Consider the following 25,609-nt stretch of genomic DNA (forward strand, 5'->3'; position numbering starts at 1 on the left):
GTGGGATTAGGCTCTGCACCGGCATCGCATTTCGCCGGTAACAGCAGGGCCAGCAGCGACGCCAGCGCCAGAGAAACCGCCAGGCAGTAAACGCCCGCGTCTTTGCTGTACAGGGTGATCAGCACCCCAACCGCATACGGGCCGCAGAAGCCACCGAGGTTGCCCAGGGCGTTGATCACGCCGCGCGCGCCGCCCGCCATCTCTGCGCTGAACAGACGCGCCGGGATGGTCCAGAACACGCCCGCTGCGGATTGCAGGAAGAACCCGCAGCCCACCAGTGCGGAATACGCCAACCAGGTACTCTCTTTCAGCGCCACGGAGAGGAACATGCAGAGCGCAAAGCCAATCAGCGGCAGGGAGACAAACAGCTTGCGCTTGCCGGTGCGATCAGAAAGCGTTGAGAACAGGAACATCCCCGCAATGGCCCCGATGTAAGGCAGGATGGCGAGCATACCCACCTGACCGATGCTGGTGTGTGTCAGCTCTTTCAGGATGGTCGGCAGCCAGAGCGTGTAGCCGTAAATCCCGGTCTGGTAAAAGAAGTTCAGCGCGATCAGCTGCCACATGGTTTTGTCGGAAAGCACTGCGCCGAGTGACGCATTTTTCACCTCTTTTCCGGCGATGGCCTGCTGTTCAGCCGCCAGCGTTTGCACCAGATAGTTTTTCTCTGCTTCTGAAATCCAGCGGGCTTCCTGCGGTCGGTCGTAAACGGTGAACGCCCACAGCACCAGCACAACGACGGACATCAAACCTTCAATGATGAACAGCCAGCGCCAGTCGAGCGCGGTGATGATCCAGCCCGAAAGCGGGGCGGTGATAATCCCGGCGATGGGGACAAACATAATCACAATGGCATTGGCGCGACCGCGTTCGGCATCCGGGAACCAGTTGCTGATCATGGTGAGCACGACAGGCAGCATCCCGCCTTCCGCCACGCCGAGTAAGAAGCGCAGCACCAGCAACTGATACTGATTCGTCACCAGGCCCGTGAGCACAGAGATCACCGCCCAGGCAACCAGCGACCAGCCGATAAACTTCTTGCCGCTGCCGTGGACGGCAATCTTGCCGCCGGGAACCTGCAGGAACAGATAGCCGATAAAGAAGATCCCACCTGCCAGGCCCGCCATAGTGGCGGTAATACCTAGCTCTTCATCCATACCGCCGGGCATGGCAAAGGCGATATTTACGCGATCCATATACGAAATGATGCAGGCGATTAGAATAGGAGGAATGATTCTTAGCCAGCGCTGGCGCGGAATGTCCGCTTGTAGAGTATTCGAGTAAGTGTTCATATTTACTGTCTCAGTCAATGTAACCGGAATAGGGATATTTTTTATTGTTATTGCGTTGCTTTATTCATTTCGCTAATGCCGTCGCGCAAAATAGCGATGCGATGGCTGACGTCAGCATTAGCATTTATTTCCAGTAATTTAATACCGGAGAATTTCAACGTTGCGGCGCTCGCCGCAGTAAAGAGTGATTTTGCGTGTTCAGTAGACATCAAACTGTCGGCGCAGAATGAAGAAAACGGCGCGTGCAGATCCTGCCATTCACCGTATTCCCCGCGGGTAGTCGTGCCCGAAAACATCAGTGCACCCAGCTTTCCGGCACGGAGTGCGGCCTGAACATGCTCAAGCGGGAGCGTCGTATTACGGCCTTCGATAGCCGAGCGCGCCCAGTTGATACAGACGCTGATATCGGTGTCTTTCACCACCTCCAGCACCTGCGCTAAAGGCAAGAAGCCCTTGCGCGGTGCCGGGCCGGTCATGGCATCGCAGTGTTCCAGTACCAGATCGCAGTTCCAGTCCCAGCCCGCGATTTCCTGGATCGAGCGGGAAAACGCCTCGGTAGCCTGCTCGACGGAAGCATTGCCCGCCTGTGGGGCCGCCTGCATCTCCAGAGCAATCACTTTGCCTGGAAAACGGACGTTCACGGCGTTAACTTTCTTGTGCAGATGCCGGTAAAAGTCTACGCATGCTTTACGCTGCGTTTCGTCGGCTGAGGCCAGGCCAAACGCACCGTTTGTGCCGCGGCGGCGCATGGTTTCCATGACTGCTGTGACGACGATTTGCCAGTCGCCCGGCGTATGGCGGAACAGCCATTCATCACCAAACGGATGGAGATGTTCAAGGCACGGCTGTTCCAGCCCGCGAATGTTTGGCGTGTCGGAAAGTTCCCGCCAGAATGTTTGTTCTTCTTGTTCCCCTTTTTGGTGAAACGAGGGTGCGCAGGGGTACGCACCAATAATAAAACTGGTATTGGTCATTTCGCGTTCCTGTATATATCAGAAAATTAATCTAATTCGCTGACTGCCACTTTCACCACAATTTTACGGATTGCGGTTTCCTTGTTCTTAATACAGGCAGGACGGTGCACATCCTGCGGGAAAAATATGGCATAGCTGCCGGGTGTCATTTCGATAAAGGATTCATTTTCGCTGTTGTGATAAAAAATAATATCCCGCTGTTCCAGTAATGATTCGCTTATTTCGTTATTACCGGTATCAATGGCAATACCGATTTTTTCTTCACCCCATGCTAAAAACTGAATATCCAGATAGCGGCGGTGCACTTCCGGGCGGTTCTCGTGCGGCTCCTTTGTCGTCAGGTCGAGAACCTGGGCAAAAATAGTGCGACCTTCAATTTCCACCACACCTGGCGGCAGGGTGGTGAAATCCGTAGCGCGCAAAAAATGAAGCGCTTTTTCAATCGCCCGCGGCAGACGGCACGGATTGGGCTGGGAAATATGTCCGAATATCATGGTCCACTCCTTACAGAGACTGGATTTTCGCCCACACGCTGTCGTCGATGGTGATGCCGTCGCGGCGGTTCTCTTCCAGCAGGCGTGTGAATTCATGGCCCGGAAGGCGGACGGCAACGTTTTCATCAGACCGCTGCGCGGTGGTGATGAAGTCCATAATGCGCTGCAGCTTCGCATCGCGGGTTGGGCCGTCGATCAGGCGATCAACCTCGATGGCGATAAAGATCTGCGACACGCCATACTCGTCGCTGTTGTCCTGGGACACTTCCGCGACGGAGGAGCCGTTGGAGAGCAGGGTGGCGATCATGTCGAGCACGATGGATAAGCCAGACCCTTTCCAGTAGCCCATCGGCAGAATGCGGCGGTTTTTCTCAATCACGCCTGGCTCTCGGGTGAGATTACCCTCGTCGTCAAAGCCGCCATCGACCGGCAGTTCGCGCCCGGCCAGGCGATTCACCTCCAGCATGCCGTAGGAGAACATCGACATCGACATATCGACCATGGTGATTGGGCTTGATGGAATAGCCACGATCAGCGGGTTGGTGCCGATGCAGCACTCTTTTGATCCCCATGCGGGCATGACGGCAATAGAGTTGGTCCAGCATATGCCGATATAGCCCTTCTCCGCCGCCTGCCAGCCGTAGCTGCCGCCGCGCATCCAGTGGTTCGCATTACGCAGTGCCACCAGACCAATACCGTGGTCGGACGCCAGCTCGGTGGCGCGATCCATCATCTTTTTCGCCGTCAGGTTACCGATAGAGCGCTGGGCATCCCACTGTTCGATGGCACCCAGCGTCATCACCCGTTTTGGCTGAGCGTCGGGAATGATATCGCCTGCATCAAGCTGCTGAATGAAACGCGGAAAACGGTTAACGCCGTGCGAATAAACGCCGGATTCCGTGGTGCGGGCGAACATCTCGGCGCAGGCGTCTGCGGTTTCCGCTTTCACGCCGCGATCGAGCAGAACCCGATTGAACGCCGCTTTTAACTCTTCAAAGGTCACTTTCATCCCTGTTCTCCTGTTCTTTTTCGGGGCAAGTGCGAGTGCTTTTTTATCGCTAAATTTCACTATGCGAAATCTGATTTCAAATATAGCGATCAAATTTTGCCAGATCAACGACATTCATGTTTTTCAAAATCGATTAAAATCAATTGGTTGTGATTTTTCTGTTGAGATCGTGAACTGAACCACACTTTGCGCTACCATCAGGGCGCGACAAAAAGGAGCCATTTGATGAGCACGAAAGAGAGCGAAATGACGCAAGAAAAAGAGAGGCCAGCAGGTAGCCAGAGCTTGTTTCGCGGCCTGATGCTGATTGAGATCCTCAGCAACTATCCGAACGGGTGTCCGCTTGCGCACTTATCTGAACTGGCGGGGCTGAATAAGAGCACCGTGCATCGCTTGCTGCAGGGGCTACAGTCGTGCGGGTACGTGACCCCGGCACCCGCGGCGGGCAGCTATCGCCTGACCACCAAATTTATCGCCGTCGGGCAAAAGGCCCTGTCGTCGCTGAATATCATTCACGTGGCCGCTCCGCACCTTGAGGCGCTGAACATTGCCACCGGCGAAACGGTGAACTTCTCCAGCCGTGAGGACGACCACGCGATCCTGATTTATAAGCTCGAACCGACAACCGGTATGCTGCGCACGCGTGCCTATATTGGCCAGCATATGCCGCTCTACTGCTCCGCAATGGGCAAAATCTACATGGCGTTTGGTCATCAGGATTACGTGGCGAGCTACTGGGAAAGCCATCAGGAACAGATCCAACCCTTGACCCGCAACACCATTACCGAGCTGAGTGCGATGTATGATGAGCTGGCGGAAATTCGCGATCGCAGCATGGCGATGGATAAAGAAGAGAACGAGCTGGGGGTTTCCTGCATTGCCGTGCCGGTCTTTGATATCCACGGGCGCGTGCCGTATGCGATCTCCATTTCGCTGTCGACGTCGCGCATGAAGCAGGTGGGTGAGAAGAACTTGCTCAAGCCGCTGCGTGAAACGGCAGAGGCTATCTCAAAAGAACTGGGTTTTAACGTGCGCGAGGCGTAACAGATGAACCGATTTATCATGGCGGATTCGGAAAAATGCATTGGGTGCCGCACTTGCGAAGCGGCCTGTGCGGTTTCGCATCAGGACTTCGTCACCGCAAATGATTTCATGCCCCGCATTCGGGTGGTGAAAGGGGATTCTTATACCACCGCGGTCGGGTGTCATCAGTGCGAGGATGCGCCCTGTGCAAATGTGTGCCCAACCGGGGCAATCCGACGCTCAGCCGGAGCCTGGCTCGTTGAGCAGGCGCGCTGCATCGGGTGCAAAAGCTGTATGGTGGCGTGCCCGTTCGGGGCGATGCAGGTACAGAGGGTGGGGGATCATGCGCAGGCGCTGAAATGTGATTTATGCGCGCATCGCGAGGGCGGACCTGCCTGCGTTGAGGCTTGCCCGACCCACGCGTTAAGCTGTGTCGATCCCGCCAGATTACGCACCGAACGGTTGCATCATCTGGCGTAAGAACTTACTGACCGTTTTCGCGCCAGGCGTTCTCAATCTCTTCCGCGAGAATTTTCACACCCGCTTCGATTTTTTCCGGATCAGGCACATAGTTCATGCGCATGCACTGGTGCGTGTGCGGCCACGGTTTATCCAACCCCGGGAAGAAGTAATCGCCCGGCACCATCAGCACACCACGCTTTTTCAGTCGCTGGTAGAGAAGTTCCGTCGTAATCGGCAGATCCTTGAACCACAGCCAGAGGAAAATCGCCCCTTCTGGTTTGTGGATCAGGCAGCGTTCTTCCGGCAAATAGCGGCGAAGTATCGCGATCGTATCCTGAACGCGCTGGTAATAGAATGGCTTAATCACGTCATTCGACAGGCGCAGCAGGTCGTTGCGCTTAATCATTTCGCACATCATCGCCGGGCCGATGCCGCCGGGTGAAAGGCTGATAATGCCGTTCATGTTGGTAATGGCGGTGATGATTTTCTCATTGGCGATGATGATGCCGCAGCGGCTGCCCGGCAGACCCAGCTTAGAGAGGCTCATGCACAAAACGATGTTTGGGTTCCACAGCGGGCGGGCTTCGCTGAAGATTATCCCCGGGAACGGCACGCCGTAGGCGTTATCGATCACCAAAGGGATGCCGTGCTGATTGGCCAGCGCGTCCAGTTTCATCAGCTCGTCATCGGTAATCACGTTGCCCGTTGGGTTGGTAGGGCGTGATACGCAGATCATGCCCGTCTCTTCACCAATATGCAGGTGTTCAAAATCGACGTGATATTTGAACTGGCCTTCTGGCAGCAGTTCGATGTTCGGGCGCGCGGACACAAACAGGTCTTCTTCGAGGCCGGAATCGGCATAGCCGATATACTCCGGTGCCAGCGGGAACAGCACTTTTTTGGTCGTGCCGTCGGCGCGACGTCCTGCGAACAGGTTAAACAAGTAGAAAAACGCGCTCTGGCTGCCGTTTGTCAGTGCAATATTCTGTGGCTCAATATCCCAACCCAGCTCTTCACGCAGCATATCGGCGAGGAGTTTCAGCAGCTCGGTTTTACCCTGAGGGCCGTCATAGTTGCAAAGTGCATCGGTTGCTTTGCCGCTTTCCAGCATCTGAGCGAGCAGGCTCTGGAAATAGGTAGTCATCTCCGGGATTTGAGCCGGGTTTCCGCCGCCGAGCATGATTGCGCCCGGTGTGCGCAGCCCGTCGTTGAGGTCCTCCATCAGGCGGGTAATGCCTGAATGGCGGGTAAATTTGTCGCCGAAAAGTGAAAACGTCATAGCAGGTGATCTGTCGGGCTTATTATGAAAGGGGGTAACCATAACGCTAGCACCGTGCTGGTGCAAATCAGGTGATGTGGTCGGATTTGTTGTTTTATAGGGTGGGTTTGGATTTGTGTAGTGAATCGTTCTGGTTTGTTTCCCCCTCACCCCGGCCCTCTCCCCAAAGGGGCGAGGGAGGAAAGGTGGTTCCGTGCGGTTCCCTCTCCTCTGTGGGGAGAGGGTTAGGGTGAGGGGCCGTTTATTGATTACCCGCCCATACCACCATCACTTTATCGCCCTTGTGCTCGCGCACGAAGCCGTAGCCTTCCTTCAGTGACAGCGTGGTTTGCTTGCCTTCACCAATCGCCGGGTGACGGGCGCGGAACTGACCCAGAGTTTGCCAGTGAGCGACGGTTAAGGCCTGTTTGCCCGTCACGTCCTGCCAGTTCATGTCCGAGCGTGTGCCCTGAAGCGGGTCGGAGCCTGTTGGGCCGAACGGACGTTCAGATTCATCGCCGTAGTAAATTTGCACGCTGCCCGGCGCCAGCATGAGCAGCTCCGCCGCGCGCTGGCCTCCTTCGCGGAACAGTCGCGTATCGTGTGACGAGAGATAGCTCAGCACATTGAAGCTTTGCAGTTTCTCCGCCATCTGCTGCCACGTCATATCGATATCAGCCAGACAGTCCACCGCTTTCGCCGCCTGCTCCTGATAGTCAAAGTTGATCATTGCGTCGAAACCGTGGCGGTAATAATCGCTCTGCATCACGCCGTGGCCCCATGCTTCACCGGTCATCCAGAAGGGCGCATTGTCGAGTTTTTTATCTGGGTTGGCGGCTTTCCACGCTGCCAGTGCCTGGCCTGCCTGATCTTTCAGCTGCTGCCATGCGTCGAGTTCAACGTGCTTTGCGGTATCCACCCGGAAGCCGTCGATACCGTAGTTACGAACCCACTGGCTGAGCCAGTGTGTCAGGTAATCCCGGGGCGTGAAATTCGTCATCGCTTTCGCGCCGGTGTCGGGCTTGTGTTGATAGAAGTTCGGCAAACCTGACGGGGTCGTCGATTCCGTTTTCAGATCCGGCAGGAAGGCCAGCGACATGGTCAAATCGTCGAAGCCTGGGTTGTCGTAATCACCAATGTCGGTGCGGATCCATTTCTTGCCCCACCATTTTTCCCACGCGGCTTTGTCGCTAAAGTTGATGTAGTCGTTAAAGCTGTGCCAGCTTTGGCCCGCGCCGGGCTTCCAGTCCGTCCAGCGTTCACCCAGCGTTTTCTTCAGCTCATCACCCTGCAGATACAGCGCGCCAAACTGGTACTCCTGCATGTCCGCAAGGGTCGCGTAGCCAACGTGGTTCATGACGATATCAAACAGAATACGGATACCGCGCTTGTGCGCTTCGTCAACAAGCTGGCGCAGGTCATCTTCGGTGCCCATGTTGGCATCGAGCTTCGTCCAGTCCTGCGTGTAGTAACCGTGATAGGCGTAGTGAGGGAAATCACCTTTGGTTCCGCCGCCCACCCAGCCGTGGATTTGCTCCAGCGGGGAGCTTATCCACAGCGCGTTGACACCCAGTTGCTGCAGGTAGTCGAGCTTGCCGGTAAGCCCCTTGAGATCGCCGCCGTGGAAGGTGCCGATCTCCTGCATGCCGTCTTTATGACGGCCATAGCTGTTGTCGTTGCCCGGGTCGCCATTCACAAAGCGGTCGGTCAGCACGAAATAGACGGTGGCGTTTTGCCAGCTGAAGGGCGCGGGCTTGTCGGTTTCGGCACGCTCAAGCAGCAGCAGGCCGTTGCTGTTGGCGGCAGGCTGTAGGGTGATTTTGCCGTTCTGCACCGTCGCCGTCTGTTTGCTGTAGAAATCACGCACCACCGTGCCTTCAGGGAAGGTACTGCTTACCTCCAGCGTCAAAGGTTTGCCGTCCCACGTTGGACACTGACGGGCGACATTCGCGACAGGTTGCTCCGTTGTACTCTGAATAGTCAGCATCAGTGTTGGCGTCCCGGAGCGGGTATCGACACGCATCTGATAATCACCGTCACGGAATAGCCGCCACTGGGGCGGTGTGCCCTCACAGTGCTTGAGCGACAGCATCTCATTGAGTTTTATGGAGCCCGTAGGCTGCCAGCACGTGTTGTCAAAACTCACTGTTAAAGGACGGGTACCCTTCGCGAGCTTTGCCTGGCTGGTGAAGACCCCGGTTCCTTCCGCGCGAAATGTGCTAAATCCCGGCGATGACCAGTCTGCATGTGCGAGTGCGGGTAACATCAGGAGAGCCAGTGCGGTGCGTTTCATTCCATTTTCCTGTCGCGGCTTTTTTGACCAGTGTGCCACCGGGTACTGAGGAAAAACTCCTCCTCCGACGGTTTCTGGCAGGAGGACGCGAAGGGATGAGTGATCCCGCGCAAAATTAGGCAGTTATCTGCGATATCGCACACATTTTTTCAGAATTGATGCTTTAGTGAGCATGTTTCAGGTGACATAGTTTCGGATTTGGACTATTTCTATACGTGCTCTGGAAGACTATTTTTGATATGATTTGAGATTCCGCTCTCAAATTTGTGAAAAAAATAAGGTGTTGGGATGATTACATCCGACCAGGAGACCTAATGATATCGACTCCCATTCGACGATATGGGGCTGCGATACTCATGTTACTCACCACGGCATTTTCGGGTGAGGTGCTTGCGAAGACGCACACGGATACAACGAGTAAGAAAGCCCACGTAATAAAGACGACAAGTAGTAAGGTTAGCAGTAAACAAGAGTATTCTCGCAATAGTGCAAAGAGTAGTTCACTTCCTGATTTGCGAAAATACCCTTCCGGAACACCAAGAAAAAAAGCGTTTCTCCGGACGGTAATGCCTTACATCACGAGTCAAAATGCCGCGATTACTGCGGATCGTAACTGGCTGATCTCAAAACAGTACGATAACCGCTGGTCGCCGTCTGAGCGCACGCGCCTGAAAGAGATTTCAAAACGCTACAAGGTGAAATGGAATGGCAACACGCGTCGTGTGCCGTGGAATTCACTTCTGGAGCGTGTAGACATCATTCCGGGCAGCATGGTGGCAACGATGGCCGCCGCTGAAAGCGGTTGGGGTACCTCGAAGTTGGCGCGCAATAACAACAATCTTTTCGGCATGAAATGCGTGAAAGGGCGTTGTAACAATGCTCCCGGTAAAGTGAAAGGCTACTCGCAGTTTGAATCGGTCAAAGATTCCGTGAATGCCTATGTCGTGAATCTAAACACGCATCCGGCCTACTCTTCGTTCCGTAAGTCTCGCGCCCAGCTGCGTAAAGCGGATCAGGAAGTGACGGCCAGTACGATGATCCACAAGCTGAAAGGTTATTCCACCCAGGGGCAGCGCTATAACAACTATCTGTTTGCGATGTACCAGGACAACCAGCGCTTAATTGCCGCGCATATGTAATCCGTTAACAACGCCTTCCCTCGGAAGGCGTTTTTCTTTTTATATCAGCACTTCGCTATACCGCTCCCGGTACTCCTTCGGCGTCGTGTCATACTCCTTTCTGAAAACCGAGTAGAAATACTGCAGCGACGGGTAGCCGCACATTTGTGAAATTTCATTGATGGAAAGCGACGTGGAGATCAGCAGGCTGCGCGCTTTCTCCAGTTTTTCCGCATGAATAACGGCGTGAATAGTTTCACCCACTTCCTCTTTAAAGCGTTTTTCCAGGTTTGAGCGAGAAATGCCGACCGAATCCAGCACCTGATCCACCTTAATGCCTTTGCAGGCGTGGTTGCGAATGTAGTGCATTGCCTGAATAACGGCCGGGTCGCTTAAGGAACGATAATCGGTTGAGCGGCGTTCGACGACACGCACAGGCGGAACCAGCAGGCGCTGAAGCGGCAAGGCTTCGTTGTCCAGCAGGCGGTGCAGGAGTTTCGCGGCCTGATAGCCCATTTGACGGGTTCCCTGCGCGACAGAGGAGAGCGCCACGCGAGATAAATAGCGGGTTAACTCTTCGTTATCAATACCAATTACGCACAGCTTTTCAGGCACCGGAATATGCAAATGTTCGCAGACCTGCAGCACGTGGCGTGCACGAGCATCTGTTACCGCAATAATCCCTGTCTGGGGCGGCAGCGTTTGCAGCCAGTCCGCCAGGCGGTTTTGCGCGTGCTGCCAGTTTTCCGGTGCGGTTTCCAGCCCCTGATACACCACACCACGATATTTCTCCTTTGCGACCAGCTGGCAGAACGCATGCTCGCGCTCTACCGCCCACCGTTTGCCGCTTGAAGAGGGCAACCCGTAAAACGCAAAGCGATGCACGCCTTTCTCTTTTAAATGGAGAAAAGCGGCCTCGACCAGCGCATGATTATCGGTTGCGATGTAGTGGACTGGTGGATAGTGATCGGGAGAATGATACGAGCCGCCGACGCCCACAATGGGAACGTCGACGTCTGTTAGCAATTGCTCAATGACGGGATCGTCATAGTCAGCGATAACGCCATCGCCCAGCCAGTCTTTGATGTTCTCCAGACGGGTGCGGAAATCTTCTTCAATGAAAATATCCCACTCGGATTGCGACGCCTGCAAATATTCACCAACCCCTTCAACCACCTGACGGTCGTAGGCTTTGTTGGCATTGAATAACAACGTAATGCGGTGACGCTTTTCAAACATGGCTCACTTTCCCAAATAAGTAACAATACTGTTCTCAGGCACGTCGCTTGGTTGCAGAGTCCATCCAGACTGCCAGCAAAAGAATCGCTCCCTTCACGATATACTGCCAAAACGTTGGGACGTCCATCATGCTCATCCCGTTATCCAGCGAAGCCATAATAAATGCGCCCATCACCGCACCTGCCACGCTGCCGACACCGCCTGCGAGACTGGTCCCGCCGATGACACACGCAGCGATGGCATCCAACTCGGCAATGTTTCCTGCCGACGGTGAACCGGCCCCCAGACGTGAGCTGAGGATCAGCCCTGCAATCGCCACCATCAGGCCGTTGATGGCAAAGACAGCGAGTTTGGTGCGTTCGACGTTGATCCCTGACAGACGTGCCGCCTCAAGATTACCGCCAATGGCATAAATACGACGACCAAACGCAGTGCGCGTCGCCATAAACATGCCGCCCAGCAGCAGGAGCGCCAGCAGCAGAACGGGCGTCGGGACACCGCGGTAATCGTTCAGCAGCCAGATGGCACCCAGCACAATCACGGCGGTGAGCGCCTGACGACCGACCACGGAGGTCGATGCCGGAGAAGCCAGCCCCAGCGCCTGACGGCGCATACGGCCGCGCCACTGCCATGCGATGAAGGCCATCATGCCCACCACGCCGATCGTAAAACCGATGCCATCAGAGAGGTAGCTCTGCCCAATTTGCGACATAGACGCGCTGGTGGGAGAGACGGTGGTACCGTTGGTGATGCCAATCAGAATCCCACGGAAGGCCAGCATCCCGGCCAGGGTGACGATGAATGACGGCACCTTACGGTAGGCAACCCACCACCCGTTCCACGCCCCCAGTACCAGACCCAGCGCCAGCGTCACGACAATGGTGAGCGGCAGCGGCCAGCCGAGCCAGACATCAAATATCGCCGCCACGCCGCCGAGCAGGCCCATCATCGACCCGACCGACAGGTCAATCTCCGCTGAGATAATCACAAACACCATGCCCACGGCCAGAATGCCGGTGATGGCAGTCTGGCGCAGCAGGTTAGAGATATTACGAGCACTCAAATAGGAGCCATCGGTCATCCAGGTAAAGAACAGCATGATGGCGATAATCGCCGCGATCATCACGAAGACCTGCAGGTTTAGCGCTTTCAGCCCTGCGAACGCGCCGGGTGTCGGCACAGCGACTTTGATATCAGACGGATTGCTTTTCGACATGACGTTCGCTCCTTAAGGCGGCTTCCATCACCTGTTCTTGCGTCAGGTTCTGGTTAATCAGATTGGCTTTCAGTTTCCCCTCGTGCATAACCAACACGCGGTCGCTCAGGCCGAGCACTTCAGGTAATTCAGATGAGATGACAATGACGGCAATGCCTTGCTGCACAAGCTGATTAATCAGCTTGTAGATTTCATACTTCGCGCCGATATCAATCCCGCGAGTCGGTTCATCCAGGATTAAAATTCGCGGGTTGAGAAGCAGGCAGCGCGCCAGAATCGCCTTTTGCTGGTTCCCCCCGCTGAGGCGTCCAATGGCCAGTTCCGGGGAGGAGGTTTTGACCTTGAGCCTGGCGAGTGACTGAAGAATACACTGCTGCTCGGCAGCGTCGTCCAGGCTCGTCAGGGCGCCAGAGAACTGGTTTAGCGCCGCCAGCGTGATGTTTTTCCCGACCGCCATTACCGGCACGATGCCGTCTTTTTTGCGATCTTCTGGCACCATAGCAATGCCATGGGCAATCGCCTGCTGGCAGTTGTCGATTTTTACCGGCTGACCATCGATGTAAATGCTGCCTTCCCAGCGTCCGGGCCACACGCCAAACAGGCACTGCACGGCTTCAGTTCGACCTGCGCCCACTAAACCCGCAATGCCAAGGATTTCACCGCGGTGAAGGGAAAAGGAGACGTCGTTAACTCGCCTGATATGGCGATTCACGGGATGCCATGCAGTGAGATTTTCCACGCGCAGGATTTCGTCTCCCACGGCGTGGGGTTCGTTCGGATAGAGCGCAGTGAGTTCGCGCCCTACCATCATGGTGATGATGTCATCTTCACTCATGCCCTCCGCTTCACGCGTGCCGATGTGTTGCCCGTCGCGGATCACGCAGATGGTGTCCGAAATGGCTTTCACCTCATTAAGCTTGTGCGAAATATAGATGCAGGCGATACCGTGGTTTTGCAGATCGCGGATGATATTGAGCAGAACAGCGGTTTCCTGTTCAGTGAGCGAGGCCGTTGGCTCATCGAGGATCAGCAGTCTTACCTGCTTGTTCAGGGCTTTGGCGATTTCGACCAACTGCTGCTGCCCCAGGCCAAGATCCCCCACGCGGGTATCCGGTGAAATGCTGAGGCTCACCTGCGCCAGCAGCTTTTCACAGCGCAGCGTCATGGTGTCGTAATCCAGTACGCCGTGACGTGAGATTTCAGCCCCCAGGAAGATATTTTCCAGCACGGTGAGGTGCTTCACCAGTGCCAGTTCCTGATGAATAATGGCGATACCTTTACGTTCCGTATCGCGAATGTGTGTGGCCTGAATGACCTCACCAGCAAAGACGATTTCACCCTCATAGCTGCCATGTGGATAGATCCCGCACAGCACTTTCATCAGCGTCGACTTGCCTGAACCGTTTTCACCGCACAGCGAGACCACTTCGCCAGGGTTTAGCCGCAGGCTCACGTTATCGACCGCTTTCACCGCGCCAAAGGCTTTGGTGATGCTCTTCATTTCTAGTAAATAAGACATAACTGCTCCACGTGACCTGAGGGAGAACAGGACAGACCGGTGCGCCCCTGCCGGGCAGGGGCAGCGCGGGATTACAGTTCACTCTTCTTGTGGAAACCGTCTTTAATGACAGTGGCGTCAATATTCTCTTTATTGACTTCCATCGGGGTGAGCAGACGGGCCGGAACATCTTTGAGTCCGTTGTTTAACGTCGCGTCAGATTTAGGCTGTTGACCCTGACCCAGCTCAACGGCAATTTCAGCCGCCGTATTCGCAAGTTCGGTGATGGGCTTGTAAACCGTCATGGTTTGGGTGCCAGCAATGATGCGTTTTACCCCGGCGAGATCGGCATCCTGTCCGGAGATAGCGACTTTGCCAGCCAGCCCCTGGGCGCTCAGGGCCTGAATCGCGCCGCCAGCGGTGGCATCGTTAGAGGCCACGACTGCATCAATTTTGTTGTTGTTGGCCGTCAGCGCGTTTTCCATGATTTTTAGCGCGTTTTCAGGGAGCCAACCATCAGCCCACTGATCGCCAACCACTTTAATTTTCCCGTTGTCGATGTACGGTTTAAGGACTTTCATTTGCCCTTCGCGGAACAGTTTGGCGTTGTTATCCACTGGCGAACCACCCATCAGGAAATAATTCCCTTGAGGCACTTTATCGACCAGGCTTTTGGCTTGTAATTCACCTACTTTTTCGTTGTCGAACGAAATATAATAATCAATGTCTGCGTTATTAATCATGCGGTCATAGGCCAATACTTTTATGCCTTCTTGTTTGGCTTCTTTCACCACGTTACTTAATACCTGGCCGTTATACGGGATAATGACCAGGACATCGACGCCACGGTTGATCATATTCTCAATTTGCGACATTTGCGTTTCTTCGTTGCCGTTAGCCGACTGAACAAACACGCTTGCGCCGAGAGATTCTGCTTTTTTTACAAAAATATCGCGATCTTTTTGCCAGCGCTCCAGGCGCAGGTCGTCAATGGCCATGCCGATTTTCACCTCTTTGGCATGCCCGGCAAAGCTTGCAAGCAGGAGAGTAGTACAGAGTGTAAGGGACAGGTTCTTTATCTTCATAATTATTAGGCCTTTTTGTAGGGGATGTGTCGCTGAGATAAAAGAAACATTCACTGCTGAGACGCAGCAAATTTTTAACGTGGAAAGGCCCGCTGGCAATTACAGATTTTTATCTTCTCATTATGATATTTGGTTTATTTCTGAATTTATGACCGCGATCGGATTTTAAAATACGTAACTTATTAATTACATTTGATTCTGGAATCTGCACCGAAAAATAGTTTGTCTGCGCATTATTTTGCGAGCCAGCGCACAGTTGTGCATTCTCTCAATAGCAGTGTGAAATAACGTAATTGAGCAAGCCGGAATGTGTATTCACTATTACTCCTGTATCTACGACTCGCCGCATACCCTGATTATGGAGCTCAATATGCAAGCTTATTTCGACCAACTCGATCGCGTTCGTTACGAAGGCACGAAAACGACCAATCCTTTAGCATTTCGTCACTACAACCCGGACGAGCTGGTGCTGGGTAAGCGCATGGAAGATCATCTGCGCTTTGCCGCCTGTTACTGGCATACGTTCTGCTGGAATGGTGCCGATATGTTCGGTGTGGGTTCTTTTGACCGTCCATGGCAACAGCCTGGCGAAGCCATCGAACTGGCGAAGCGTAAAGCGGATGTCGCGTTTGAATTCTTCCACAAGCTGAACGTGCCGTACTACTGCTTCCACGATGTGGATGTCTCTCCGGAAGGCGCGTCGCTGAAAGAGTATCTGAACAACTTCGCGCAGATGGTGGACGTGCTGGCGGCAAAACAGCAGCAGAGCGGCGTGAAGCTGCTGTGGGGCACGGCAAACTGCTTTACTAACCCTCGCTATGGCGCGGGCGCGGCAACGAATCCGGATCCCGAAGTGTTCAGTTGGGCGGCCACACAGGTGGTGACGGCGATGAACGCCACGCATCAGTTGGGCGGCGAGAACTATGTGCTGTGGGGCGGCCGTGAAGGGTACGAAACCCTGCTGAACACCGATCTGCGCCAGGAGCGTGAGCAGATTGGTCGCTTTATGCAGATGGTTGTCGAGCATAAACACAAAATTGGTTTCCGCGGTACGCTGCTGATTGAACCTAAGCCGCAAGAGCCGACCAAGCATCAGTACGATTATGACGTCGCAACCGTGTACGGCTTCCTGAAACAATTTGGTCTGGAAAAAGAGATCAAAGTGAACATTGAGGCTAACCACGCTACGCTTGCGGGCCACTCTTTCCATCACGAAATTGCGTCCGCCATTGCGCTGGGCATCTTTGGTTCTGTGGATGCAAACCGTGGTGATGCACAGCTGGGCTGGGACACCGACCAGTTCCCGAACAGCGTGGAAGAGAATGCGCTGGTGATGTACGAAATCATCAAAGCGGGGGGCTTCACCACTGGCGGTCTGAATTTTGACGCCAAAGTGCGTCGTCAAAGCACCGATAAGTACGATCTGTTCTACGGTCATATTGGCGCGATGGACACCATGGCGCTGGCGCTGAAAATCGCCGCCCGAATGATTGAAGACGGTGAGCTGGATAAACGTGTGGCGAAGCGTTATAGCGGCTGGAACAGTGAGCTAGGTCAGCAAATTTTGAAAGGCCAGTTATCGCTTGGTGAGATCGCGAAGTACGCTGAACAGCATCAACTGGCACCGCAGCATCAGAGCGGACACCAGGAACTGCTGGAAAACCTGGCCAATCATTACCTGTTCGATAAATAACAGCATGCAGGCCCGGTAACCGCAGCGCCACCGGGCATTTCTGTCAAAGGAGTCACCACAATGTATATCGGGATCGATCTTGGCACATCGGGTGTGAAAGCCATCCTGTTAAGCGAACAGGGCGACGTGTTAGCCACGCAGACGGAAAAACTGCAGGTTTCACGTCCGCATCCGCTGTGGTCTGAACAGGACCCGGAGCAGTGGTGGCTGGCGACGGATCGCGCAATCACAGCCTTAGGCCCGCAGCACAGTCTCCGTGACGTAAAAGCGCTGGGGATTGCCGGACAAATGCACGGCGCAACGCTGCTGGACAGCCAGCACCGCGTGTTGCGTCCAGCGATCCTCTGGAACGACGGTCGCTGTGCAGAAGAGTGCGCGCTTCTTGAAGAACGCGTACCGACCTCTCGTGACATCACCGGCAACCTGATGATGCCAGGCTTCACCGCACCAAAACTCTTGTGGGTACAGCGCCATGAACCTGAGATTTTCCGTCAGGTAGCGAAAGTTCCGCTCCCGAAAGATTATCTGCGTTTTCGCATGACGGGTGATTTCGCCAGTGATATGTCTGACGCGGCGGGCACAATGTGGCTCGATGTGGCGAAACGCGACTGGAGCGAGGCGATGCTGGATGCCTGCCATCTGACTCGTGACCATATGCCTGCGCTCTTCGAAGGCAGCGAGGTCACCGGCACATTGCAGTCCTCCATTGCTGAACGCTGGAATATGCCTGCCGTACCGGTGGTAGCTGGCGGCGGCGACAACGCGGCGGGCGCTGTCGGTGTCGGGATGGTGGAGGCAGGGCAGGCGATGCTCTCGCTGGGAACCTCCGGCGTCTATTTTGCCGTCAGCGACGGTTATCGCAGCAACCCTGAAAGCGCGGTCCACAGTTTCTGTCATGCCCTGCCGGGGAAATGGCATTTGATGTCGGTGATGCTGAGTGCGGCATCCTGCCTCGACTGGGCAGCGAAGCTGACCGGAATGGCCGATGTCCCTGCGTTTATCGAAGCCGCGCAGCAGGCGGATGAAAATGCCGGTGCCGTCTGGTTTTTACCCTATCTTTCCGGCGAGCGTACGCCGCACAACAACCCGGAAGCGAAAGGGGTGTTTTTCAGTTTAACTCATCAACATGGCCCGGCTGAACTGGCGCGTGCGGTACTGGAGGGCGTCGGGTATGCGCTGGCGGATGGGATGGACGTCGTACATGATTGTGGGCTGAAGCCATCAAGCATTACGCTCATTGGCGGCGGCGCGCGCAGCAGTTACTGGCGGCAGATGCTGTCTGACATTAGCGGGTTACAGCTTGATTATCGCACCGGGGGCGACGTCGGGCCTGCGCTTGGCGCTGCACGGCTGGCACAGATAGCCGCGAACCCTGACAAACCGCTCGCACAGTTGCTGCCACAGCTGGCGCTTGAGCAAACGCATCTTCCTGACGCAGCACGTCATTCGCGCTACGCGGAAAGGCGTGATGTGTTCCGCAGGATCTACCAGCAGCTGCTGCCGTTGATGTCATAAAACGATTGTCTGATAGAGGCATGACGATGTCCTTTTTTGGTCTGTTCGTGCCTGTGTTTCCTCGTCAGGATAAGGTCATACCCACTGACGAGGAGTTCCATCATGTCCCGCACCGCATTAATCAATATTGACACTCAGCAGTCATTTCATCATCGCGTGTACTGGCAGGAGGCCGATATTCCTGCCTTTCAGCAGGCCATGCTGGGGCTTATTGAAGGCTGCCAGTCGCGAAATATTCCGGTCGTTGATATTTTTCATGTAGATGAAGACGGTCCCTTCACCCTGGAAAGCGGCTATGTCAAACCGATGGCCTTTTTACGTCATCAGCCGGATGTGGTTTTCCAGAAACACGTCCATAATGCCTTCACGGACACCGGGCTCGACCGCTGGCTGCGCGAGCGTGATATCAACCGACTGATAATCTGCGGCATTCGCACTGAACAATGTTGTGAAACTACCGCACGTGTGGCCTCCGATCTGGGCTATGCTGTGACCTTTGTCAGCGAGGCCACGCTGACGTTCCCGATGACGTACAACGGAATTACCCTCAGCGCTGACGAACTGCGTCATCGCACCGAGACGGTGCTGGCCGGGCGTTTTGCCGAGATTAAAACGGTAGCGGAGACGCTGGAGTCACTGTAATGAGCATCGACGTCTGGTTCGTTATGTTGCCCGGGGTGCTGTCATTAGACATGACCGGCCCGGCAGAAACCTTTGTGCTGGCGGGCGACGCGTTTCGCCTGCATTACATTGGCCCGCAGCCTGACGTTCAGACGTCGATTGGCCTGACGATGAGCGGCATTCAGCCGCTGCCGGAACGTCTGCCAGAAGGGAGTTTGCTTGTGCTACCGGGAGTCAGCGACTCCCACGTTCAGTTCTCAACCCCTCTGGCGCAGCAGATTCAGCACTGGCTGATGCGCCTGCAGCCGCAGATCCAGCGCCAGGACATCGCCGTGATGTGCGTCTGTTCTGGCGCGTTGCTGGCGGCAAAGTCGGGCTTGTTGAATAACCGGCAGTGCACCACGCATCATGACGTCATTAGCCGCTTACGCGCCGCAGCCCCCACGGCGACGATTAAAGAGAACCGGATTTTCGTGCAGGACGAGAATATCTGGACCAGCGCAGGGATCACGTCGGGTATCGATCTGGCGCTGCATATGATTAACCGCCTTTGTGGGCCAGAAAAAGCCATGGCCGTCGCGCGTGAGATGGTGGTCTGGTTCCGCCGCTCCGGGGACGATCCTCAGCTTTCACCCTGGTTACGCTACCGTAATCATCTTCACCCGGCGATCCACCGCGCGCAGGACGCCCTTACCGCTGAGCCGCAAAAAGCGTGGCAGATACCGGATATCGCCGCGCAGGCGCACGTCAGCCCACGCCATCTGACCCGGCTTTTTCAGGAACATTTAGGTATAAGCGTTCGGGATTACCTTGAGCAATTGCGTCTGGCCGTGGCCGAACAGTGGTTATTGCAGGGGCGTGGGGTGGAGCAGGCGTCGCTGGCGGCAGGGTTTTCCTCCCCGCGCCAGTTCCACCGTGCCCGGCAACGAATCGCTAACTAACGAAGCGACGGGTATCTATTTTTTGCAACAGCATCGACAGCAATAAGCTCACGACCAGCGTGGCGGCAAAAATCCAGATAATATCCAGCAGCGGCCAGCTTTTGAGCTCAATCCCACGCGTGCGAAGAGCGTGGATCACCAGCGCGTGAAAACCGTAAATCCCCAGCGAGTGGCGCGAAATGAATCCCACCACGGGAAGCGGGCGTTCATTCAGCGTATTTTTGACGAGTATCAGCAGGGAGACGGCGCAGATAAAGACCATCGGGCCGCAGTACAGATACCAGGTATCGGCAAAATTCCCGCGCCACTTCAGCTCATAAAGCGTACCGCGCGAAATCACGATCACACCGATGATAAATAGCGCTCCACAAAGCCAGTTCATACTCCGTTTTTGTGTATCCATCATGCCAATGGCGCGCCCCAGCATGCCGTAAAGCACGTAGTAGAAGGTATCGCCGTTGATATAGAGGTTCACCGGCAACCACTCAAATCCGTCAATTTTCTGCGAGACGGTATTGGGGTTTGCCACCACGCCAATCACTACCATCAGGGCCAGGAGCATTTTCCCGCTGACGTTCTTCACCTGTATCAGCGGGGAAACCAGGTAGATAACGATAATGGCGAAGAAGAACCACAGGTGATAGAAGATCGGTTTTTGCAGCACGTTTTTCAGCGAAAGTTCGGCGTTAATTGAGGTGAAAAGCGTGATATAGAGCAGCGCAACGGCGCTGTAGAAACCCAGGCATGACGCGATGCGGATAAAATGCCTCGGTTGCGCACTGCGTTCGCCAAAGAAGAGAAAGCCAGAAATCATAAAGAACAGCGGCACACTCACGCGGGAAGCGGAGTTAAGTATATTAGCGATATCCCAGTTAACGTGGCTGATGCTGTGCGCGTTAGTGACGTACCAGGCCGTCGTGTGGATCATCACCACCATCAGACAGGCTATTCCTCGCAGGTTATCAATCCAGTTAATTTTTGACGACATCAGTTCCTCTTATTCCCTGTAAATAGAGTGTGACTGCGATTAGGGTAAAGTTTTCCCTTGGAAAATTCTGAGTTTAACTCGCGTAACTTGTACGAGGAGCGCGAGATTCGCAGAATGACGCACCATAATCTATAAAAGCGTTGATATTAAAAATAACAGCCACTGACCAGGGCGGTAATAAAAATGATGATGAAGCGTGTGGCGTCACTCTTTCTGCTACTCATACTGGCGGGGCGCAGCGCCTCAAAGGACGTGCCTGAACAAAAAGCACAGCAGGGGAAAATCAGCCCTGAACGTTCGCTGAATATGGAGCAGTTCTGCAAAGACCAGGCGGCTCACCGCTATAATTCCGAGGTGCAGAAAATTACGGTTAACGGATTTGAGCGCTTTCAGGGGAGCTATGAGCTAAAAGGCTATACTGCGCGTAAAGAAGGCTTTGTCTGTTCTTTTGACGCGGACGGCCAGTTTTTACATCTCTCGATGCGCTAATCTGCTCGTATAATCAGCAGCCACAATGCCCTGGCGTTCTGGCTGTGCGCCTTATTCCCCAATTTATCTTAAACAACCCCGTTTCGTACTGTATATCTTGCAGCCAGCGGGTATACTGATCCCTTCCATTTAAAACCACACGTATCCAGCACGAAATACTATGCAAAAGTTTGATACCAAGACCTTCCAGGGCCTGATCCTGACCTTACAGGATTACTGGGCTCGTCAGGGCTGCACCATTGTTCAACCTTTGGACATGGAAGTTGGCGCAGGCACCTCGCACCCAATGACCAGCTTACGCGCGTTGGGGCCGGAGCCAATGGCGACCGCGTATGTGCAGCCTTCCCGTCGTCCTACCGATGGCCGTTACGGCGAAAACCCGAACCGTCTGCAGCACTACTATCAGTTCCAGGTGGTGATTAAGCCATCACCAGACAACATTCAGGAACTGTACCTCGGGTCGCTGAAAGAGCTGGGTATGGACCCGACCATTCACGACATTCGTTTCGTGGAAGATAACTGGGAAAACCCAACGCTGGGTGCCTGGGGTCTGGGCTGGGAAGTGTGGCTGAACGGCATGGAAGTGACGCAGTTCACTTACTTCCAGCAGGTTGGCGGTCTGGAATGTAAACCAATCACCGGTGAAATCACCTACGGTCTGGAACGTCTGGCCATGTATATTCAGGGCGTAGACAGCGTTTACGACCTGGTCTGGAGCGATGGCCCGCTGGGTAAAACCACCTACGGCGACGTGTTCCATCAGAACGAAGTGGAGCAATCCACCTATAACTTCGAATACGCGGACGTGGACTTCCTGTTCACCTGCTTCGAGCAGTACGAGAAAGAAGCGCAGCAGCTGCTGGCGCTGGAGACTCCGCTGCCGCTGCCTGCCTACGAGCGTATTCTGAAGGCCGCCCACAGCTTCAACCTGCTGGACGCCCGCAAAGCCATCTCCGTGACTGAACGTCAGCGCTACATTCTGCGTATTCGTACCCTGACCAAAGCCGTTGCAGAAGCTTACTATGCGTCCCGTGAAGCCCTTGGCTTCCCGATGTGCAACCGAAACAAATAAGAGGCGGCCATGTCTGAAAAAACTTTCCTGGTGGAAATCGGCACCGAAGAGCTGCCACCAAAAGCCCTGCGCAGCCTGGCTGAGTCTTTTGCTGCGAACGTGACCGCCGAGCTGGATAACGCTGGCCTGGCACACGGTAAAATTGAATGGTTTGCTGCACCGCGTCGTCTGGCGCTGAAAGTGGCAAATCTGGCGGCGTCTCAGCCGGATCGTGAAGTGGAAAAACGTGGCCCGGCCATTGCTCAGGCGTTCGACGCGGAAGGCAAACCGAGCAAAGCGGCAGAAGGTTGGGCGCGTGGTTGCGGCATCACCGTTGACCAGGCCGAGCGTCTGACCACCGACAAAGGCGAGTGGCTGCTGTATCGTGCACATGTGAAAGGCGAAAGCGCGGAAGCGCTGCTGCCGGACATGATCGCGACCTCACTGGCTAAGCTGCCAATTCCTAAGCTGATGCGCTGGGGCGCGTCCGACGTGCACTTCGTGCGTCCGGTTCCCACCGTGACCCTGCTGCTGGGCGATGCCGTTATTCCTGCCACCATTCTGGGCGTGGCGTCCGATCGCGTGATCCGCGGCCACCGCTTTATGGGCGAGCCGGAGTTCACCATCGACAATGCCGACCAGTACCCGCAGATTCTGCTGGAGCGCGGTAAAGTCATTGCCGACTACGAACAGCGTAAAGCCAAAATCAAAGCGGACGCGGAAGAAGCGGCACGCCAGATTGGCGGTAACGCCGACCTGAGCGAAAGCTTGCTGGAAGAAGTGACCTCTCTGGTGGAATGGCCAGTTGTGCTGACCGCGAAGTTCGAAGAGAAATTCCTGGCCGTTCCGGCTGAAGCGCTGGTCTACACCATGAAGGGTGACCAGAAGTACTTCCCGGTATACGCCAACGACGGCAAGCTGCTGCCAAACTTCATCTTCGTGGCGAACATCGAATCGAAAGATCCGATCCAGATTATCTCCGGTAACGAGAAAGTGGTGCGCCCACGTCTGGCGGATGCGGAGTTCTTCTTCAATACCGACCGTAAAAAGCGTCTGGAAGATAACCTGCCGCGCCTGCAGACCGTGCTGTTCCAGCAGCAGCTGGGCACGCTGCGCGACAAAACCGACCGCATTGCGGAGCTGTCCGGCTGGATCGCCCGTGAAATCGGTGCAGACGTCAACCACGCAACGCGTGCTGGCCTGCTGTCCAAGTGCGACCTGATGACCAACATGGTGTTCGAATTTACCGACACCCAGGGCGTGATGGGCATGCACTACGCGCGTCACGATGGCGAAGCGGAAGACGTGGCTGTGGCTCTGAACGAGCAGTATCAGCCGCGCTTTGCGGGTGACGATCTGCCGTCCAACCCGGTTGCCTGCGCCGTGGCGATTGCCGATAAGATGGACACCCTGGCGGGTATCTTTGGTATTGGCCAGCATCCAAAAGGCGACAAGGACCCGTTCGCGCTGCGTCGTGCCGCGCTGGGCGTGCTGCGTATCATCGTTGAGAAGAACCTGAACCTCGATCTGCAGACCCTGACTGAAGAAGCGGTGCGTCTGTACGGCGATAAGCTGACCAACGCGAAGGTCGTGGATGATGTCATCGACTTTATGCTCGGTCGTTTCCGCGCGTGGTATCAGGATGAAGGCTACACCGTTGACACCATTCAGGCGGTGCTGGCGCGTCGTCCGACCCGTCCGGCTGATTTCGATGCGCGCATGAAGGCGGTGTCCCACTTCCGTACCCTGGAAGCGGCATCAGCCCTGGCTGCGGCCAACAAGCGTGTATCCAATATCCTGGCGAAATCCGACGAGACGCTGAACGAGCGTGTTAACGCTGCAACTCTGAAAGAGCCGGAAGAGATTGCCCTGGCGACGCAGGTTGTGGTGCTGCGCGACAAGCTCGAGCCGTACTTTGCGGAAGGTCGCTACCAGGAAGCGCTGGTGGAGCTGGCGGAACTGCGTGACGTTATCGACGCCTTCTTCGAGAAAGTGATGGTGAACGTGGAAGATAAAGATCTGCGTATTAACCGTCTCTCAATGCTCGAGAAACTGCGCGAGCTGTTCCTGCGCGTGGCGGATATTTCGCTGCTGCAGTAATGCAAAAAACCCGCCCCTGACAGGCGGGAAGAACGGCAACTAAACTCATGCCGGGCTGCAAAAGCAGCCCGGCTTTTTTATTACACTCTCTCAAATACCGTCGCGATACCCTGACCCAACCCGATACACATTGTTGCCAGACCAAACTGAGCATCTTTGCGTTCCATCAGGTTGATAAGCGTCGTGCTGATGCGCGCGCCGGAACAGCCCAGCGGGTGACCGAGGGCGATCGCGCCGCCGTTGAGGTTAATCTTCTCATCGATCTGATCCATCAGCCCCAGATCTTTAATGCACGGCAGGATCTGCGCGGCGAAGGCTTCGTTCATCTCGAACAGATCGATGTCGCTGGCGGTTAAGCCCGCTTTTTTCAGTGCCAGCTTCGAGGCCGGAACCGGGCCGTAACCCATGATGGAAGGATCGCAGCCGACGACCGCCATCGAACGCACGCGAGCGCGTGGCGTCAGGCCTAGTTCGCGGGCGCGGCTTTCGCTCATCACCAGCATCGCGGCGGCACCGTCGGACAGTGCGGACGACGTTCCCGCCGTTACCGTGCCGGTGACCGGATCGAATGCCGGGCGCAGGGTAGACAGCGCTTCGACCGTGGTTTCCGGGCGGATGACTTCGTCGTAGCTGAACTGCTTCAGTACGCCGTCTGCGTCGTGACCGCCGGTCGGGATGATCTCATTCTTAAAGGCACCGGACTGCGTGGCGGCCCAGGCGCGAGCGTGAGAGCGCGCGGCAAAGGCATCCTGCATTTCACGGCTGATGCCATGGAGGCGGGAGAGCATCTCGGCGGTCAGGCCCATCATCCCCGCGGCTTTCGCCACGTTACGACTCATGCCCGGGTGGAAATCAACCCCGTGGCTCATCGGCACGTGGCCCATGTGCTCAACGCCGCCTACCAGACAGGCCTGCGCATCGCCGGTCATGATCATGCGCGCCGCATCGTGCAGCGCCTGCATGGACGAACCACACAGACGGTTGACGGTGACTGCCGGAACCGAGTGCGGGATCTCCGCCAGCAGAGACGCGTTACGGGCGATGTTGAAGCCCTGCTCCAGGGTCTGCTGCACGCAGCCCCAGTAGATATCGTCCAGCGCTGTTGGGTCCAGCGCCGGGTTACGCGCCAGCAGGCTACGCATCAGGTGTGCGGAGAGATCTTCCGCACGCACGTTACGGAACGCGCCGCCTTTTGAACGGCCCATCGGGGTGCGAATCGCATCAACAATGACAACCTTTTCCATTGTGAC

At 55.4% G+C, this 25,609-nt stretch carries 22 protein-coding genes; 10 read left to right on the forward strand and 12 right to left on the reverse strand.

The window, feature by feature from the left end; translation table 11 throughout:
* The 4 genes from ENTMO_RS0122950 to yiaK form a co-directional block, all read right to left on the reverse strand.
* On the reverse strand, positions 1 to 1,292 hold a 1,292-nt coding region (locus ENTMO_RS0122950), incomplete at its 3' end, for an MFS transporter (RefSeq protein ID WP_029485224.1).
* A 47-nt stretch (positions 1,293 to 1,339) separates the two neighbouring features.
* A complete protein-coding gene (locus tag ENTMO_RS0122955) occupies positions 1,340 to 2,266 on the reverse strand; it encodes a DUF4862 family protein (RefSeq protein WP_010436725.1) in 927 nt (308 codons plus the stop codon).
* 26 nt (positions 2,267 to 2,292) lie between these two features.
* A complete protein-coding gene (locus ENTMO_RS0122960; RefSeq protein ID WP_010436727.1) occupies positions 2,293 to 2,760 on the reverse strand; it encodes a YhcH/YjgK/YiaL family protein in 468 nt (155 codons plus the stop codon).
* Between the two features lie 10 nt (positions 2,761 to 2,770).
* On the reverse strand, positions 2,771 to 3,769 hold the full coding sequence (gene yiaK, locus ENTMO_RS0122965; protein ID WP_010436730.1) for a 3-dehydro-L-gulonate 2-dehydrogenase: 999 nt from the start codon (positions 3,767 to 3,769) through the stop codon (positions 2,771 to 2,773).
* A 225-nt stretch (positions 3,770 to 3,994) separates the two neighbouring features.
* On the opposite strand from yiaK, the gene yiaJ reads away from it, so the two are divergent.
* Together yiaJ and ENTMO_RS0122975 are read left to right on the forward strand one after the other, a co-directional pair.
* Positions 3,995 to 4,813 (forward strand): IclR family transcriptional regulator YiaJ, encoded by an 819-nt coding sequence (gene yiaJ, locus ENTMO_RS0122970; protein ID WP_010436731.1) that lies wholly within the window; start codon positions 3,995 to 3,997, stop codon positions 4,811 to 4,813.
* Between the two features lie 3 nt (positions 4,814 to 4,816).
* Positions 4,817 to 5,272, forward strand: coding sequence for a 4Fe-4S dicluster domain-containing protein (locus ENTMO_RS0122975; RefSeq protein ID WP_010436733.1), 456 nt, complete (start codon positions 4,817 to 4,819; stop codon positions 5,270 to 5,272).
* A gap of 4 nt (positions 5,273 to 5,276) precedes the next feature.
* On the opposite strand, the gene avtA is transcribed toward ENTMO_RS0122975, so the two are convergent.
* Together avtA and ENTMO_RS0122985 are read right to left on the reverse strand one after the other, a co-directional pair.
* A complete protein-coding gene (gene avtA / locus ENTMO_RS0122980) occupies positions 5,277 to 6,533 on the reverse strand; it encodes a valine--pyruvate transaminase (RefSeq protein WP_010436737.1) in 1,257 nt (418 codons plus the stop codon).
* 241 nt (positions 6,534 to 6,774) lie between these two features.
* Entirely contained in the window at positions 6,775 to 8,805 is a 2,031-nt protein-coding gene (locus tag ENTMO_RS0122985) for an alpha-amylase (RefSeq protein WP_010436738.1), read from the reverse strand.
* A gap of 314 nt (positions 8,806 to 9,119) precedes the next feature.
* On the opposite strand from ENTMO_RS0122985, the gene ENTMO_RS0122990 reads away from it, so the two are divergent.
* Positions 9,120 to 9,944, forward strand: coding sequence for a protein bax (locus ENTMO_RS0122990; protein WP_010436741.1), 825 nt, complete (start codon positions 9,120 to 9,122; stop codon positions 9,942 to 9,944).
* A gap of 39 nt (positions 9,945 to 9,983) precedes the next feature.
* On the opposite strand, the gene xylR is transcribed toward ENTMO_RS0122990, so the two are convergent.
* From xylR to xylF, 4 genes are all read right to left on the reverse strand, one after another.
* A complete protein-coding gene (gene xylR, locus ENTMO_RS0122995; protein WP_010436743.1) occupies positions 9,984 to 11,162 on the reverse strand; it encodes a D-xylose utilization transcriptional activator XylR in 1,179 nt (392 codons plus the stop codon).
* Positions 11,163 to 11,196: 34 nt separating this feature from the next.
* Positions 11,197 to 12,378 (reverse strand): xylose ABC transporter permease XylH, encoded by a 1,182-nt coding sequence (gene xylH / locus ENTMO_RS0123000; protein WP_010436746.1) that lies wholly within the window; start codon positions 12,376 to 12,378, stop codon positions 11,197 to 11,199.
* Positions 12,356 to 13,897 (reverse strand): xylose ABC transporter ATP-binding protein, encoded by a 1,542-nt coding sequence (locus ENTMO_RS0123005; protein WP_010436748.1) that lies wholly within the window; start codon positions 13,895 to 13,897, stop codon positions 12,356 to 12,358. Before ENTMO_RS0123005 ends, xylH begins: the two co-directional genes overlap by 23 nt.
* Before the next feature lie 71 nt (positions 13,898 to 13,968).
* The gene (gene xylF / locus ENTMO_RS0123010; protein WP_010436751.1) at positions 13,969 to 14,961 is read right to left on the reverse strand and encodes a D-xylose ABC transporter substrate-binding protein; all 993 of its coding nucleotides are present in this window, start codon (positions 14,959 to 14,961) and stop codon (positions 13,969 to 13,971) included.
* Between the two features lie 370 nt (positions 14,962 to 15,331).
* Here xylF and xylA point away from each other — a divergent pair, with 370 nt between their 5' ends.
* The 4 genes from xylA to ENTMO_RS0123035 all read left to right on the forward strand — a co-directional run bounded on the left by xylA (position 15,332) and on the right by ENTMO_RS0123035 (position 19,731).
* Positions 15,332 to 16,654 (forward strand): xylose isomerase, encoded by a 1,323-nt coding sequence (xylA, locus tag ENTMO_RS0123020; protein WP_010436754.1) that lies wholly within the window; start codon positions 15,332 to 15,334, stop codon positions 16,652 to 16,654.
* A 60-nt stretch (positions 16,655 to 16,714) separates the two neighbouring features.
* Positions 16,715 to 18,169, forward strand: a complete 1,455-nt coding sequence (gene xylB, locus ENTMO_RS0123025) for a xylulokinase (protein ID WP_010436755.1) — start codon at positions 16,715 to 16,717, stop codon at positions 18,167 to 18,169.
* A gap of 102 nt (positions 18,170 to 18,271) precedes the next feature.
* On the forward strand, positions 18,272 to 18,811 hold the full coding sequence (locus ENTMO_RS0123030) for an isochorismatase family protein (RefSeq protein WP_010436757.1): 540 nt from the start codon (positions 18,272 to 18,274) through the stop codon (positions 18,809 to 18,811).
* Positions 18,811 to 19,731 (forward strand): GlxA family transcriptional regulator, encoded by a 921-nt coding sequence (locus ENTMO_RS0123035; RefSeq protein ID WP_010436759.1) that lies wholly within the window; start codon positions 18,811 to 18,813, stop codon positions 19,729 to 19,731. The genes ENTMO_RS0123030 and ENTMO_RS0123035 overlap by 1 nt, the downstream gene beginning before the upstream one ends.
* Here ENTMO_RS0123035 and ENTMO_RS0123040 read toward each other — a convergent pair.
* Positions 19,724 to 20,719, reverse strand: a complete 996-nt coding sequence (locus tag ENTMO_RS0123040; RefSeq protein WP_010436761.1) for an acyltransferase — start codon at positions 20,717 to 20,719, stop codon at positions 19,724 to 19,726. The genes ENTMO_RS0123035 and ENTMO_RS0123040 overlap by 8 nt on opposite strands.
* Positions 20,720 to 20,902: 183 nt before the next feature.
* On the opposite strand from ENTMO_RS0123040, the gene ENTMO_RS0123045 reads away from it, so the two are divergent.
* The 3 genes from ENTMO_RS0123045 (at position 20,903) to glyS (ending at position 24,359) form a co-directional block, all read left to right on the forward strand.
* Entirely contained in the window at positions 20,903 to 21,208 is a 306-nt protein-coding gene (locus ENTMO_RS0123045) for a YsaB family lipoprotein (protein WP_010436763.1), read from the forward strand.
* A 160-nt stretch (positions 21,209 to 21,368) separates the two neighbouring features.
* Positions 21,369 to 22,280: a glycine--tRNA ligase subunit alpha gene (gene glyQ / locus ENTMO_RS0123050; RefSeq protein WP_003860141.1), complete on the forward strand. Its 912-nt coding sequence runs from the start codon at positions 21,369 to 21,371 to the stop codon at positions 22,278 to 22,280.
* Positions 22,281 to 22,289: 9 nt separating this feature from the next.
* The gene (gene glyS / locus ENTMO_RS0123055; RefSeq protein WP_010436769.1) at positions 22,290 to 24,359 is read left to right on the forward strand and encodes a glycine--tRNA ligase subunit beta; all 2,070 of its coding nucleotides are present in this window, start codon (positions 22,290 to 22,292) and stop codon (positions 24,357 to 24,359) included.
* An 80-nt stretch (positions 24,360 to 24,439) separates the two neighbouring features.
* On the opposite strand, the gene fadA is transcribed toward glyS, so the two are convergent.
* The gene (gene fadA / locus ENTMO_RS0123060; protein ID WP_010436772.1) at positions 24,440 to 25,603 is read right to left on the reverse strand and encodes an acetyl-CoA C-acyltransferase FadA; all 1,164 of its coding nucleotides are present in this window, start codon (positions 25,601 to 25,603) and stop codon (positions 24,440 to 24,442) included.
* Positions 25,604 to 25,609 lie beyond the last annotated feature (6 nt).

This window comes from Enterobacter mori LMG 25706 (assembly GCF_000211415.1).
GTDB classification, from domain to species: domain Bacteria; phylum Pseudomonadota; class Gammaproteobacteria; order Enterobacterales; family Enterobacteriaceae; genus Enterobacter; species Enterobacter mori.